Here is a 13,190-nt window from a genome sequence, read left to right as displayed (position 1 = left end):
TTCATCCTGCGAGCCCGGGCAGGCGAATCGACACCGGCCATCCACAAACCTTCTCTCAGCCCAGGCGGCAAGCCGCCATTCCAGCCTTCAACGCCGCCTCGTCCTGGGGACCGGCGAATATCAGTTCCAATCGCGAATCCTTGCGCCATTCGCTGGCCTGCCAATGGATCGGTGCGCCTCCCAGGAAGTTGCCGGACAGCCAGCCAGCGCTGGTCTGCACCACCAGCTTGGCGCGGCGCCAGGGCAGGCTGGCCAGCCAAGTCTGCAGGCGGATCGGATCGAATCGCTGGCTCGGATGCCAACGCCAACCGATGCTCCAACCGTCATCACCGGCCTGTATCTGGCAGACCGGTTCGGCAGAATTTCTCCACAGAATCGGTTGTTTATCCACACCTGTTGGTAAGTCGTTGATACCAACAGTTTTTCCAGATTGTGCATGGATTCCTGGAAGCTGCTGTATATCTAGCATGCCGTGCGTCGTCCACAGCCGGGGAACACTTGGCAATGTTGCGGCAAGTTGTTCACAGGTAGCCGAATCCAGGCCTTCGGCCTTGTTTAGTAGCACTAAGCCAGCATCCAGAAGCGCCTCCCGCTGGCTGTCTGGCAGTAGCTGGCCCGTAGCCAGCGCCGCCGCGTCCAGCACCATGACGCTCGGCTGTAGCGCCAAAACGCCCTCCCACGGCGGTTCGCGTAGCTGTCGCAGTAGCTCGACAGGGTGTCCGAGTCCGGAGGGTTCGATCAGCAGCCGGTCCGGCCGTGCCTTGCGCAGTAGCCGGCCCAGCCCAACCTGGAAGGGCGCGCCGTTGACACAGCAGACACAGCCGCCTGCTACTTCGGCCATGGCGATGCCGTCGTCGCTGCTGGCCAGCAGTGCCGCGTCCAGGCCGATCTGGCCGAATTCGTTGATCAAGACCGCCCAGCGTTCGTGGGCAGGCCGTTGTGCCAGCAACTGACGGATCAGGCTGGTCTTGCCGGCGCCCAAGGGCCCGGCGATGAGATGGGTAGGGATGTGGGTAAGCATTGGGATATGGTGCTTGCTCACAACCCGCTTAGAAAGCGCCGTGCTAGAGTCGCTGCCTTCATGTTCTGGAAGACCTCCGATGCGCGCCTGTTTGCTGCCTTTGCTGCTGTTGCTCTCAGTCGAAGCCCATGCCGAAGCCTGTGTTGTCCACAGCCAGGGCGATGGACTGGACGTGAAGCTCTGTCAGGAGAACCGTAGCATCCCGCCGCAACTCTTTCGTGACGGCTTCTGCAAGCCGGAAATGAAAGGGCAGAAAGTGGAGGTGAGCTTTGTGGATAACTGCCCCACCGGCGCTTTTGGCGTCTGTCGCAATGCCAAGGTCAGCAACCAGCTGTACCGCCAGGACATCCACTACTACGGCGTCGCCAGCGATGCGCGCTACCTGAAGCCTTTCTGCGAAACCCAGAGCCAGGGAAAGTGGGAATAGGGCTTCGCACCTACCCCAGCCAATCCAGCGTGAGCAGCAAGCGGCTTTCTCCGGGCGTAAGCTGGGGCGACCTGTGGATAATTCCACGGCCTTCATTGCCCAGCCACTTCTCGCCCTTGAACAGCGCCACGTGACCCGCAGCCAACTGCTGGTTATCCACATCCCCAGCCGGTTCAGCGGACGGATCGCCCAGAGCTGAACGGGACATTGCACCGTCCCGCAACCATTGGCTACCAGCCCCCACGTAGGTGGTAATCAACCGTAGCGGCACATGATCGACGTGAAAGCGCGGGCACATGGCCCTGTCCAGGCGGCGCAGGCGCAGCCCAATGCGCCGCGCGTCCACCAGGCAGGCGAAGGCCCGCACCAGCCAGCCAACGTCGGCGACGAAGCCCTGATAGCCCTCCAGATCGGCGAATCCGGCAGCCAGGGTGGGGAGTTCAGGGCTGTCGTAACCCTCCTGCAGCTCAATGCACAGGGACTCGGCCAGCGGTTCGCCCAAGCCCAGCAGGCTATTGGCGAAGCCCTGGACATGCGGTGGAAGCTGGCGTTGCCAGATGGCGAGGTTGACCTCGTCCCGCAGCACCTCCGCCAGAACATCCGGGCTGTCGCCTTGTAGCTGCCGGGGCGGGCAGCTCGACAGGTTCACCAACATCAGGCGAGCTCCCCGACATGCCAGGGGTCGAAAGGGTCAGGCAACAACGACCAGCCTTGCGGTCCTTGCGCCATTTCCTCGTCATCCAGCAAGCAGGCGTCCAGCTCGGCGCGCATACGTTCGAAGTCGATGCCCTGCCCGATGAATACCAGTTCCTGGCGACAGTCACCCACATCCGGAGTCCAGTGCTGCATGACGCTGTGCAGTTCTTCCTGGTCCTGGGGCCAGCGTTCGCGGGGGACGAAGCGCCACCAGGAACCCGCCAGCTCGTAGCGCATCAATCCACCTGCCTGGGACCAGCTGCCCGCCTCGCGGTAACGGCTGGCCAGCCAGAAGTAGCCCTTCGATCGCAGCAGACGGCCATTGCTCCACTGGCGGTCGAGAAAGCGGAAGAAGCGCTGGGGATGGAAGGGGCGTCGCGCGCGATAGGCCGTGGACGCGATGCCGTACTCCTCGGTTTCAGGCTTGTGCTCTCCTCGCAGCTCCTTCAGCCAGCCCGGCGCTTGGGCGGCGCGATCGAAGTCGAAGCGGCCGGTATCGATCAAGCGCCTGAGGTCCACCTGCCCCATCACCATTGGCAAGACTTCGGCACCCGGGTTGAGGTGGCGCAGGATCGCGGTCAGCTCGTCACGCTCGGCGCTGGAGATCAGGTCGGCCTTGCTGATCAGCAGCACGTCAGCGAATTCCACCTGTTCGATCAGCAGGTCGCTGATCGCTCGTTCATCATCCGGCCCAAGAGATTCACCACGGCTGGCGATGTCTTCAGCAGCCTGATAGTCGCGCATGAAGTTCACCCCATCCACGACCGTTACCAGGGTGTCGAGGCGCGCCAGGTCGGAGAGGCTGCGACCCTGCTCGTCGCGGAAGGTGAAGGTTTCAGCCACGGGCAACGGTTCGGAGATGCCAGTGGATTCGATCAGCAGGTAATCGAAGCGACCTTCGCGGGCCAGCCGGCTGACTTCTTCCAGCAAGTCTTCGCGCAGGGTGCAGCAGATGCAGCCATTGCTCATCTCCACCAGGCGCTCCTCCGCACGGTTCAGGCTGACATCGCGCTGAACCTCGCTGGCGTCGATGTTTATCTCGCTCATGTCGTTGACGATCACGGCCACGCGCAATCGCTCTCGATTACGCAGCACGTGGTTGAGCAATGTGCTCTTGCCGGCGCCGAGGAAGCCGGAAAGCAGGGTGACGGGGAGGCGTGTGTCCATGGTGGTGTCCTTCAGGCGGGGCGCTGGTGGCGTTCTTTGAGTTCCTGGCGTTGTTTGGCTTCGAGGCAGAGGGTTGCGGTTGGCCTCAACAGCAGCCGGCGCAAGCCGATGGGCTCGCCGCTCTCCTCGCACCAGCCGTAATCGCCCCTGGCCAGGCGTTCCAGGGCGTCGTCGATCTTGTCCAGCAGCCGCTTGTCCCGCTCCAGTAACCGCAGTTGCCAGAGGCGCTGTTCCTCCCGGCTGGCGAGGTCGAGGGCGTCGCTGACGGGCTCGACTTCTCGCAGGGCGCCAAATTCACTGTCGATGTGCTGACGCAGTTCTTCGCGCTGGCGTTCCAGCAAGTTGCGGAAGAACGTCCGCTGTGCCCGGTTCATATAGGCCTCGGCAGGCTGGGCCAGGAGTTCTTCGCGGCTGAGGGAAATGTCTGGCATGGTGGCGATCTTCAATGCTTAATTTGTTATAACATAACATTGTTCATTCTTTTCAAGAGCCTCCCGATGAATGCCATCGTCTTGCCGGATGTAGCCTCCGAAAGTGCCTCCCTCTCCCTCCCCCTGAACTGGGTCGGCATGTGCGGTATCGCCCAACCAATTTTGCTGGAAGGGCAGCGTATTACCGCCCGCGTCGATGCCGGGGTCAGCCTGGATGACGGCAGCGCCCGTGGCATCCATATGTCGCGTCTCTATCTGGCACTGGAGGAACTGGAGCAGGAGGAGGTCTCCGCTGAGCAGCTGCACCGGGTCCTGGATCGCTTCCTCGACAGCCATCGGGGCTTGTCCTCCAGTGCCAGCTTGCGGCTGCATGGGGAGGTTCTGTTGCAGCGTCCGGCCCTGGTGAGCCAACTAGCTGGCTGGAAGAGCTATCCCTTCGAAGTCTGTGCACGCCAGGATCCATGGGGGTTTCACGTGGAACTTCAATTGCAGTTGGCCTATTCCTCCACTTGCCCGTGCTCAGCAGCCCTGGCCCGACAATTGATCCAGCAGCGCTTCGCCGAAGATTTTTCCGGCCACGAACTGGACCCGGAACAGGTACTTGCCTGGCTGGGGAGTATTGAAGGAATCGTCGCAACGCCCCATAGCCAGCGCAGCAATGCCACGATCTGGCTGCGCCTGGGCGCGGAGGGAACCATGCCGCTTCGGCGCCTGGCCGACCTGGCGGAAGCCGCACTCGGCACAGCTGTACAGACCGCAGTCAGGCGCGCAGACGAACAGGCCTTCGCCCTGGCCAATGGCCAAAATCTGATGTTCTGCGAGGATGCCGCCAGGCGCCTGGGCAGCGCATTGCAACAGCAGGATTGGCAGGAGGGGTTCCGACTACGGGTCGTGCACGCAGAGAGCCTCCACGCGCACGACGCCGTCGCCGAATATGCCTGGCGCTATCCGGGGTAGAGGTCGGCGCGGCTCCAGGGCAACTCATGGGAGCCATTTGCATGGGGCTTGGTCACGAGGATCTGGTGCAGATTGATCCAACCTTTCTGGAAGGCATGGGAGCATCCCGCCAGATACAGCCGCCAGATACGCAGCGCCTGTTCGGGCACCAGCCTGGAGGCCTTGGCAAGATTGGCTTCCAGATTGGCGCTCCAGAGTTCGAGGGTCCGCGCGTAGTGCAGCCGCAGGCTTTCCACATCCACCACTTCCATTCCAGCCAGACTCAGCTCGGTCACCATGGTGGCCAGATGCGGCAGCTCACCATGGGGGAATACGTAGCGGTCGATGAATTCCCCAGCGCCGCGGCCGACTGGACGACCGTCGGGATGCCGGGCGGTGATGCCATGGTTCATCACCAACCCGCCGTCGCGTACTGCGCCGAACAGGCGCTGGCAGTACACCGGCAGATTCGCATGACCTACGTGCTCGAACATACCGACGCTGACCACTTTGTCGAAGCGGCCATCCTGCGGCAGGTCGCGATAGTCCAGCAGTTCCAGCTCGACCTGGCCCTCAAGCCCCTCGGCCTTCACCCGCTCACGCGCCAGGGCCAGCTGTTCACGGCTCAGCGTGATGCCGAATACACGAACGCCATACTCGCGTGCGGCGAAGCGCGCCAGCCCACCCCAGCCACAGCCGACATCGAGCAAGTACTCGCCAGCCTTGAGGCGAAGCTTGCGGCAGAGGTGGTGTAGCTTGGCCAGCTGTGCAGTCCCGAGGTCCTCGGTGCCGGTGGGGAAATAGGCGCAGGAGTAAACCATCTCCCGATCGAGCCATAGAGCGTAAAAATCGTTGGACAGGTCGTAGTGGTAGGAAATGGCAGCGGCATCGGTGGCCTTGTCGTGGGACTGGCGCGCCGGCACCGACTCATCCTCCTTGCCGATCATCGCCTCGCTCAGGGCATCGCCGACGCGAATAACCTCCAGGATCGGCCCATCCAGCTCCAGACGTCCTTCCACATAGGCGGCTCCCAGAGTGTCGAGGCTGGGTCGCGCCAGCAAGGAGACCACGCTGGGATCCTTCAACCTCATGGTCACGGTGGGGTTGGGGCCAAGTTCGATCTCCTTGCCGTCCCAGAGCAGCACCCGCAGGGGTAATTTCAGATCGCGGATGACCGGCGGAAGTTGCGCAAGCATAGGAACTCCTCCTTCACCAAGAACACTGGAAAGGTAGACCAACCTATAAAGTTGTCAGGCTATCGAGTTGATAGTTTCTCTCGATAGCGCCGGCCGCAAGCACCTTCAATCCGGCATTCCGGCCCGCTCAGCAGGTTTGACCTCCTGAACACGGCAACGATTCAAGCGGCTTTGCATTGCATTCGTGATACCGCTTGGACATATGTTCCCGCCCCCAAGCGGGAGGCTGAATCCTTCACCTATTGCCCAAAATAGAAACGGCGCCCAAGGGGCGCCGTCATTCAACCAGAAACCGCGTTACTCCACGGTTACCGATTTCGCCAGGTTGCGCGGCTGGTCAACGTCGGTGCCCTTGAGCACGGCGACGTAGTAGGACAGCAGCTGCAGCGGGATGGTGTAGAGGATCGGCGTCAGTACATCGTCGATGTGCGGCATGGCCACCACGTGAGTCCCCTCTCCATTGTCGATGCCGGCTTCGCCGTCGGCGAAGACGATCAGCTGGCCGCCCCGAGCTCGAACTTCCTGCAGGTTGGACTTGAGTTTCTCCACTAGCTCGTTGTTTGGGGCAACGGTGACCACCGGCATATCGCTGTCCACTAGCGCCAGCGGGCCATGCTTGAGCTCGCCGGCCGGATAGGCTTCAGCGTGGATGTAGGAGATTTCCTTGAGCTTCAGCGATCCCTCCATCGCCACCGGATATTGCGCGCCACGGCCAAGGAACAGCGTGTGGTGCTTCTCGGCGAACAGTTCGGCCACTTTCTCGATGGTCTTGTCCATTGCCAGGGCTTCGCCCAGGCGAGTCGGCAGGCGACGGAGTTCGTCCACCAGATGGGCTTCGACGCCAGTTTCCAGGGTACCGCGCACCTGGCCGAGCGACAGCGTCAGCAGCAACAGGCCAACCAGCTGGGTAGTGAAGGCCTTGGTAGAAGCGACACCGATTTCCGGACCTGCCTGGGTCAGCAGGGTCAGGTCGGATTCGCGCACCAGGGAACTGGTACCAACGTTACAGATGGCCAGGCTGGTCAGGTAACCCAGTTCCTTGGCATTGCGCAGGGCGGCCAAGGTATCGGCGGTTTCGCCGGACTGGGAAATGGTGACGAACAGGGTGTCCGGCTGGACCACTACCTTGCGGTAACGGAACTCGCTGGCTACTTCGATCTGGCAGGGGATACCGGCCAGGTCTTCTAGCCAGTAACGCGCGACCATGCCGGCGTGGTAGCTGGTGCCGCAGGCGACGATCTGCACATTGCGCACTTTGGCAAAGAGCTCAGCCGCACGCGGCCCGAATGCGTTCACCAGCACATGGTCAGCGCCGAGACGGCCTTCCATGGTGCGCTGGACGACCTTGGGCTGCTCATGGATTTCCTTGAGCATGAAGTGGCGGTACTCGCCCTTATCGGCAGCTTCGGCACCTTCGTGATACTGCACCTGCTCACGCTGCACGGCACGACCCTGCTCGTCCCAGATCTGCACGCTGTCACGGCGGATCTCGGCGATGTCGCCCTCTTCCAGGTAAATGAAACGGTCGGTGACCTGGCGCAGGGCCAATTGGTCGGAAGCAAGAAAGTTCTCGCCCAGGCCCAGGCCGATCACCAACGGGCTGCCGCTGCGGGCGGCGAGCAGGCGGTCCGGCTGACTGGCGCTGATAACCGCCAGGCCATAGGCGCCATGCAGCTCCGGCACGGCGGCCTTGAGCGCATCGGCGAGGTCAGGGATGGTTTTCAGCTTGTGATTCAGCAGATGCACGATGACTTCGGTGTCGGTATCCGAGGTGAACACGTAGTCCAGCGCCTTGAGCTGCTCACGCAAGGCTTCGTAGTTCTCGATGATGCCGTTGTGGACAACCGCCAGCTGGTTGCCGGAGAAGTGCGGGTGAGCATTACGCTCGCTGGGGGCACCGTGAGTGGCCCAGCGGGTGTGGGCGATGCCCAGACGGCCAAGCAGGGGTTGTTCAGCGAGGGCTTGCTCCAGTTCAGACACCTTGCCTACTCTGCGGCGGCGATCCAGCGCACCGTCGTTGGTGTAGACCGCGACACCGGCGCTGTCATAGCCACGGTACTCAAGGCGCTTCAGGCCCTCGACCAGGATTGGGGTGATATTACGCTCGGCGATGGCGCCAACGATGCCACACATGACTGTTCTCCTATCTCAATCTATGCGCGCGCAGATCAGCTTGACCCCACGCGCGGCTATCTGTTCGCGCGCTTCGGTAGAAAGGCGCTCATCGGTAATCAGGGTATGAATGCTGCTCCAGGGCAGCTCCAGGTTGGGTATGCGTCGGCCGACCTTGTCGGACTCGGCCATGACGATCACCTCGCGCGCCACCTCGGCCATAACCCGCGAGAGGCCCAGCAGTTCGTTGAAGGTGGAGGTACCGCGCTGCAGGTCGATACCGTCGGCGCCAATGAACAACTGATCGAAATCGTAGGAGCGCAAGACCTGCTCGGCTACCTGGCCCTGGAACGATTCGGAATGCGGGTCCCACGTGCCACCCGTCATCAGCAACACAGGTTCATGCTCCAGTTCGCGCAGGGCGTTGGCGACGTTGAGCGAGTTGGTCATCACGACCAGACCCGGCTTGTGCCCAAGCTCCGGGATCATGGCGGCAGTGGTGCTGCCGCTGTCGATGATGATGCGCGCGTGCTCGCGTATGCAGCCGACGGCCGCTCGGGCGATGGCTAGCTTGTAGGACGACACCGGCTGGTTGTTTTCGCCGATCAGTTCCTGCGGCATCGGCACGGCACCACCATAGCGACGCAGCAGCAAACCGTTCTTTTCGAGGGCGGTGAGGTCCTTGCGGATAGTCACTTCGGAAGTGGCGAAAGCCTTGGCCAACTCGTCGACACTCACCTCGCCCTGCTCGTCGAGCATTGCAAGGATCGCGTGGCGGCGCTGAGGCGTGTTGCGTTTCGTCATCTAAGAAGTTTCGTTTCGAAATATAATGGCGCGAATCAAAACCTAACGAAGCTTTCGCGTCAACCCCGAAAACGACAAAAGGCGGCCTGGGCCGCCTTTTTGTTCGGGTCGTGAGTTATCCACAACCCTGGTTTTCCACAGACTACTTCTTGATCTTCACCGGACGCTTCCAGCCTTCGATATTGCGCTGTTTGGCGCGACCTACAGCCAGGGTGTTAGCCGGTACGTCCTGAGTGATGGTAGAGCCTGCACCGGTGGTGACGCCATCGCCCAAAGTGACCGGTGCAACCAGCGAGCTGTTGGAGCCGATGAACACATCCTCCCCCATGACAGTGCGGAACTTGTTGGCACCGTCGTAGTTACAGGTGATGGTGCCGGCACCGATGTTGGTGCGCGCGCCTATCTCGGCGTCGCCCAGGTAGGCCAGGTGACCGGCCTTGGCGCCCTCGCCCATCACGGCGTTTTTCAGCTCGACGAAGTTACCCACATGGGCCTTCGCGCCCAGCACCGCCCCCGGACGCAGACGCGCGAAGGGACCGCAATCGGCGCCCTCACCCAGTTCGGCGCCTTCCAGGTGGCTGTTGGCCTTGACCACTGCCCCACGACGCAGGGTGCTGTCCTTGATGACGCAGTTAGGGCCGATCTGCACACCGTCTTCGATCACCACACGGCCTTCGAGGATGACGTTCACGTCGATGAGCACATCGCGGCCTACTTTCACTTCGCCACGCACGTCGAAGCGGGCGGGGTCCAGTAGGGTCACGCCCTGCGCCATCAGGCGGCGGGCAGCGCGCTTCTGGAAATGGCGCTCGAGTTCAGACAGCTGGATGCGGTCATTGGCGCCCTGCACTTCCATTGCGTCATGGGGCTGCTCCGTGGCCACTACCAGGCCGTCCGCCACTGCCATTGCAATGACGTCAGTGAGGTAGTACTCGCCCTGGGCATTGTTGTTGGAGAGCCGTCCAAGCCAATCGGCCAGGCGCTTGCCAGGCACGGCGAGGATGCCTGTGTTGCCTTCGCAGATGGCGCGCTGCTCGGGGGTTGCATCCTTGTGCTCGACGATGGCCTTCACCACGCCCGCAGCATCACGGACGATGCGGCCGTAGCCGGTGGGATCGAGCAGGTCCACTGTGAGCAGGGCAAGCTGATCGTCCTTCACCTTCTCCAGCAGGCGCTGCAGCGTCTCCACCTCGATCAGCGGTACGTCGCCGTAAAGGATCAGCACTCGCTCGGCAGAAAGCTCCGGCAGGGCCTGGGCGACGGCATGGCCAGTGCCCAGTTGTTCGGCCTGCAAGACGAAATTCAGGTCGTCCGCGGCCAGTCGCTCGCGTACCGTTTCAGCACCGTGGCCAATCACCACATGGACGCCCTTGGGCTCGAGCTCGCGCGCGGTATCGATGACGTGACCGAGCATGGCCTTGCCGGCCACGGGATGCAGGACCTTGGGCAGGGTCGAACGCATGCGCGTGCCCTGGCCAGCGGCGAGGATGACTATATCGAGGGACATGGAGAGGATCACCGAATCAGGCTGGTAAGCGAAAACCGGAAAACCGGAAAAGAAAAAGGGTAGCCAAGGCTACCCTTTTACTTATCCACAATGAAGCCTTGGGCCTTAGCCGCCGAACTTCTTGCGGATCTGCTGGACGGTACGCAGTTGCGCTGCGGCCTCGGCCAGACGAGCGGAGGCGGCGGAGTAATCGAACTCCGCGCCCTTCTCGTGGAGGGCCTTCTCAGCAGCCTTGAGGGACTCCTGAGCAGCAGCTTCGTCCAGGTCGCCGGCGCGTAGCACGGTGTCGGCCAGGACCTTCACCATGTTGGGCTGGACCTCGAGGAAACCACCGGAGATGTAGTACACCTCCTCCTCACCACCCTGCTTGACCAGGCGGATCGGACCCGGCTTGAGGTCGGTGATCAGCGGGGCGTGACCCGGAGCGATACCCAGATCGCCCAGGTGGCCGTGCGCAATCACCATCTCCACCAGACCGGAGAAGATCTCCGCTTCGGCGCTGACGATATCGCAATGGACAGTAATAGCCATACGCTTGCCTCACGTAAGCGCCCGTTGCCGGGCGCTCAGGGGGTTACAGTTTCTTCGCTTTCTCGATGGCTTCTTCGATGCCGCCGACCATGTAGAACGCCTGCTCGGGCAGGTGGTCGTAGTCACCGTTGAGGATGCCTTTGAAGCCAGCGATGGTGTCTTTCAGCGACACGTACTTACCCGGGGAACCGGTGAAGACTTCGGCCACGAAGAACGGCTGGGACAGGAAACGCTGGATCTTACGAGCACGGTTAACGAGCTGCTTGTCCGCTTCGGACAGTTCGTCCATACCCAGGATCGCGATGATGTCCTTCAGTTCCTTGTAACGCTGCAGAACGTACTGGACGCCACGAGCGGTCTCGTAGTGGTCCTGACCGATCACCAGCGGGTCCAGCTGGCGGGAGGTCGAGTCCAGCGGATCAACTGCCGGGTAAATACCCAGCGAGGCGATGTCACGGGACAGTACGACGGTGGCGTCCAGGTGGGCGAAGGTGGTCGCCGGGGACGGGTCGGTCAGGTCGTCCGCAGGAACGTATACGGCCTGAATGGAGGTGATCGAACCGGTCTTGGTGGAGGTGATGCGCTCTTGCAGAACGCCCATTTCCTCGGCCAGGGTCGGCTGGTAACCCACAGCGGACGGCATACGACCCAGCAGCGCGGATACTTCGGTACCGGCCAGGGTGTAACGGTAGATGTTGTCGACGAACAGCAGAACGTCGCGACCTTCGTCACGGAACTTCTCGGCCATGGTCAGACCGGTCAGTGCAACGCGCAGACGGTTGCCCGGCGGCTCGTTCATCTGGCCGTATACCAGGGCCACTTTGTCCAGAACGTTGGAATCCTTCATCTCGTGGTAGAAGTCGTTACCCTCACGAGTACGCTCACCCACGCCAGCGAACACGGAATAACCGCTGTGCTCGATCGCGATGTTACGGATCAGTTCCATCATGTTTACGGTCTTGCCTACACCGGCGCCACCGAACAGGCCGACCTTACCGCCTTTGGCGAAGGGGCAGACCAGGTCGATTACCTTGATGCCGGTTTCCAGCAGCTCGTTGCCACCCGCCTGCTCAGCGTAGGACGGAGCGTCGCGGTGGATAACCCAGCGCTCTTCTTCGCCGATGGGGCCGGCTTCGTCGATGGGGTTGCCCAGCACGTCCATGATGCGGCCCAGGGTTGCTTTACCAACCGGGACGGAGATGGCCTTGCCAGTGTTGGAAACGTCCAGGCCACGCTTGAGGCCTTCGGTCGAACCCATTGCGATGGAACGAACCACGCCGTCGCCCAGCTGCTGCTGAACTTCCAGGGTGGTTTCGACGCCGCTGACTTTCAGCGCGTCGTATACGTTCGGCACCTGATCACGCGGGAATTCCACGTCGATAACGGCGCCGATGATTTGAACGATACGTCCGCTACTCATATCTGGTTCCTCTAAATATATGAACCGGTCTTAAACCGCGGCAGCGCCGCCGACGATTTCCGAAATCTCTTGAGTGATCGCTGCCTGACGCGCCTTGTTGTAGATCAGCTGGAGGTTGCTGATCAGGTCACCGGCGTTGTCGGTGGCGTTCTTCATCGCGATCATCCGTGCCGCCTGCTCGCAGGCGTTGTTCTCTACCACGGCCTGATACACCTGGGATTCCACGTAGCGCACCAGAAGACCTTCGAGGATCTCCTTGGCATCGGGTTCGTAGAGGTAGTCCCAGTGATGCTTCAACTCTTGATCCGGGTCGGCCACCAGCGGAACCAGTTGGTCCACGGTCGGCTTCTGCGTCATGGTGTTGACGAACTTGTTGGAGACCACGAACAGGCGATCGATACGGCCATCCAGGTATGCATCGAGCATGACCTTGACGCTGCCGATCAGGTCGTTGATCGAGGGTTCCTCGCCGAGGTGGCTGATGGCTGCAACGACGTTGCCGCCGTAGTTGCGGAAGAAGGCCGCACCCTTGCCACCAATCACGCAGAGGTCGATCTCCACGCCGTCCTGACGGTAACCCGCCATGTCTTTGACCAGAGTCTTGAACAGGTTGATGTTCAAGCCGCCGCACAGACCACGGTCGCTGCTCACCACGACATAACCGACGCGCTTGACTTCACGCTCGATCATGAAGGGATGACGGTATTCCGGGTTCGCGTTGGCCAAATGACCGATCACCTGGCGGATGCGCTCCGCGTAGGGGCGGCTGGCAGCCATACGCAGTTGAGCCCTGCGCATCTTGCTGACCGCCACCTTTTCCATGGCGCTGGTGATCTTCTGCGTGCTTTTGATGCTCGCAATCTTGCTGCGAATCTCTTTTGCGCCTGCCATGTAACACCTATCGGGTTAGCAGGCGGGGGGCCTTTCGACCCCCCGCTGCGG

General features: G+C 61.7%; 13 protein-coding genes. 2 read left to right on the top strand and 11 right to left on the bottom strand.

Annotated features, from left to right (window positions below):
- Positions 1–55 precede the first annotated feature (55 nt).
- Positions 56–1,021 carry a GTP-binding protein gene (locus D6Z43_RS20270; RefSeq protein ID WP_120653856.1) on the bottom strand — a complete coding sequence of 322 codons (966 nt, stop codon included), beginning with the start codon at positions 1,019–1,021 and terminating at the stop codon, positions 56–58.
- 79 nt (positions 1,022–1,100) lie between these two features.
- Here D6Z43_RS20270 and D6Z43_RS20265 point away from each other — a divergent pair, with 79 nt between their 5' ends.
- Positions 1,101–1,448: an NADH:ubiquinone oxidoreductase gene (locus tag D6Z43_RS20265; RefSeq protein ID WP_120653855.1), complete on the top strand. Its 348-nt coding sequence runs from the start codon at positions 1,101–1,103 to the stop codon at positions 1,446–1,448.
- 10 nt (positions 1,449–1,458) lie between these two features.
- Here D6Z43_RS20265 and D6Z43_RS20260 read toward each other — a convergent pair whose 3' ends face one another.
- The 3 genes from D6Z43_RS20260 to dksA are packed head-to-tail and all read right to left on the bottom strand — an operon-like array spanning position 1,459 to position 3,742.
- A complete protein-coding gene (locus tag D6Z43_RS20260) occupies positions 1,459–2,103 on the bottom strand; it encodes a DUF1826 domain-containing protein (RefSeq protein ID WP_120653854.1) in 645 nt (214 codons plus the stop codon).
- Positions 2,103–3,311, bottom strand: coding sequence for a zinc metallochaperone GTPase ZigA (zigA, locus tag D6Z43_RS20255; RefSeq protein WP_120653853.1), 1,209 nt, complete (start codon positions 3,309–3,311; stop codon positions 2,103–2,105). Before zigA ends, D6Z43_RS20260 begins: the two co-directional genes overlap by 1 nt.
- An 11-nt stretch (positions 3,312–3,322) precedes the next feature.
- Positions 3,323–3,742 (bottom strand): RNA polymerase-binding protein DksA, encoded by a 420-nt coding sequence (gene dksA, locus D6Z43_RS20250; RefSeq protein WP_120655318.1) that lies wholly within the window; start codon positions 3,740–3,742, stop codon positions 3,323–3,325.
- A 66-nt stretch (positions 3,743–3,808) separates the two neighbouring features.
- Here dksA and folE2 point away from each other — a divergent pair, with 66 nt between their 5' ends.
- A complete protein-coding gene (gene folE2, locus D6Z43_RS20245; protein ID WP_120653852.1) occupies positions 3,809–4,699 on the top strand; it encodes a GTP cyclohydrolase FolE2 in 891 nt (296 codons plus the stop codon).
- Here folE2 and cfaB read toward each other — a convergent pair.
- From cfaB to atpG, 7 genes are all read right to left on the bottom strand, one after another.
- Complete coding sequence (gene cfaB, locus D6Z43_RS20240; RefSeq protein ID WP_120653851.1) at positions 4,687–5,874, bottom strand: C17 cyclopropane fatty acid synthase CfaB; 1,188 nt, start codon at positions 5,872–5,874, stop codon at positions 4,687–4,689. The two genes, folE2 and cfaB, sit on opposite strands and share 13 nt — an antisense overlap.
- Before the next feature lie 297 nt (positions 5,875–6,171).
- Complete coding sequence (glmS, locus tag D6Z43_RS20235) at positions 6,172–8,007, bottom strand: glutamine--fructose-6-phosphate transaminase (isomerizing) (protein ID WP_120653850.1); 1,836 nt, start codon at positions 8,005–8,007, stop codon at positions 6,172–6,174.
- Positions 8,008–8,022: 15 nt separating this feature from the next.
- Complete coding sequence (locus tag D6Z43_RS20230; protein WP_120653849.1) at positions 8,023–8,790, bottom strand: DeoR/GlpR family DNA-binding transcription regulator; 768 nt, start codon at positions 8,788–8,790, stop codon at positions 8,023–8,025.
- Positions 8,791–8,932: 142 nt separating this feature from the next.
- On the bottom strand, positions 8,933–10,297 hold the full coding sequence (gene glmU, locus D6Z43_RS20225; RefSeq protein WP_120653848.1) for a bifunctional UDP-N-acetylglucosamine diphosphorylase/glucosamine-1-phosphate N-acetyltransferase GlmU: 1,365 nt from the start codon (positions 10,295–10,297) through the stop codon (positions 8,933–8,935).
- 105 nt (positions 10,298–10,402) lie between these two features.
- Complete coding sequence (locus D6Z43_RS20220) at positions 10,403–10,828, bottom strand: F0F1 ATP synthase subunit epsilon (RefSeq protein ID WP_120653847.1); 426 nt, start codon at positions 10,826–10,828, stop codon at positions 10,403–10,405.
- A 43-nt stretch (positions 10,829–10,871) separates the two neighbouring features.
- Entirely contained in the window at positions 10,872–12,248 is a 1,377-nt protein-coding gene (gene atpD / locus D6Z43_RS20215; protein WP_028626997.1) for a F0F1 ATP synthase subunit beta, read from the bottom strand.
- A gap of 30 nt (positions 12,249–12,278) precedes the next feature.
- A complete protein-coding gene (gene atpG / locus D6Z43_RS20210; RefSeq protein ID WP_120653846.1) occupies positions 12,279–13,139 on the bottom strand; it encodes a F0F1 ATP synthase subunit gamma in 861 nt (286 codons plus the stop codon).
- Positions 13,140–13,190 lie beyond the last annotated feature (51 nt).

Origin of the sequence: Pseudomonas sp. DY-1 (assembly GCF_003626975.1) — a bacterium.
GTDB lineage: Bacteria > Pseudomonadota > Gammaproteobacteria > Pseudomonadales > Pseudomonadaceae > Metapseudomonas.
The sequence above is the reverse complement of the archived record's forward strand: the minus strand, read 5'-3'. Positions and strand labels throughout refer to the sequence as shown.

Coding starts and splice junctions, on each gene's coding strand:
- D6Z43_RS20230 (WP_120653849.1), bottom strand. CDS start 8,790: ATGACGAAACGCAACACGCCTCAGCGCCGCCACGCGATCCTTGCAATG.
- atpD (WP_028626997.1), bottom strand. CDS start 12,248: ATGAGTAGCGGACGTATCGTTCAAATCATCGGCGCCGTTATCGACGTG.
- D6Z43_RS20270 (WP_120653856.1), bottom strand. CDS start 1,021: ATGCTTACCCACATCCCTACCCATCTCATCGCCGGGCCCTTGGGCGCC.
- glmU (WP_120653848.1), bottom strand. CDS start 10,297: ATGTCCCTCGATATAGTCATCCTCGCCGCTGGCCAGGGCACGCGCATG.
- folE2 (WP_120653852.1), top strand. CDS start 3,809: ATGAATGCCATCGTCTTGCCGGATGTAGCCTCCGAAAGTGCCTCCCTC.
- atpG (WP_120653846.1), bottom strand. CDS start 13,139: ATGGCAGGCGCAAAAGAGATTCGCAGCAAGATTGCGAGCATCAAAAGC.
- cfaB (WP_120653851.1), bottom strand. CDS start 5,874: ATGCTTGCGCAACTTCCGCCGGTCATCCGCGATCTGAAATTACCCCTG.
- D6Z43_RS20220 (WP_120653847.1), bottom strand. CDS start 10,828: ATGGCTATTACTGTCCATTGCGATATCGTCAGCGCCGAAGCGGAGATC.
- dksA (WP_120655318.1), bottom strand. CDS start 3,742: ATGCCAGACATTTCCCTCAGCCGCGAAGAACTCCTGGCCCAGCCTGCC.
- glmS (WP_120653850.1), bottom strand. CDS start 8,007: ATGTGTGGCATCGTTGGCGCCATCGCCGAGCGTAATATCACCCCAATC.
- zigA (WP_120653853.1), bottom strand. CDS start 3,311: ATGGACACACGCCTCCCCGTCACCCTGCTTTCCGGCTTCCTCGGCGCC.
- D6Z43_RS20260 (WP_120653854.1), bottom strand. CDS start 2,103: ATGTTGGTGAACCTGTCGAGCTGCCCGCCCCGGCAGCTACAAGGCGAC.
- D6Z43_RS20265 (WP_120653855.1), top strand. CDS start 1,101: ATGCGCGCCTGTTTGCTGCCTTTGCTGCTGTTGCTCTCAGTCGAAGCC.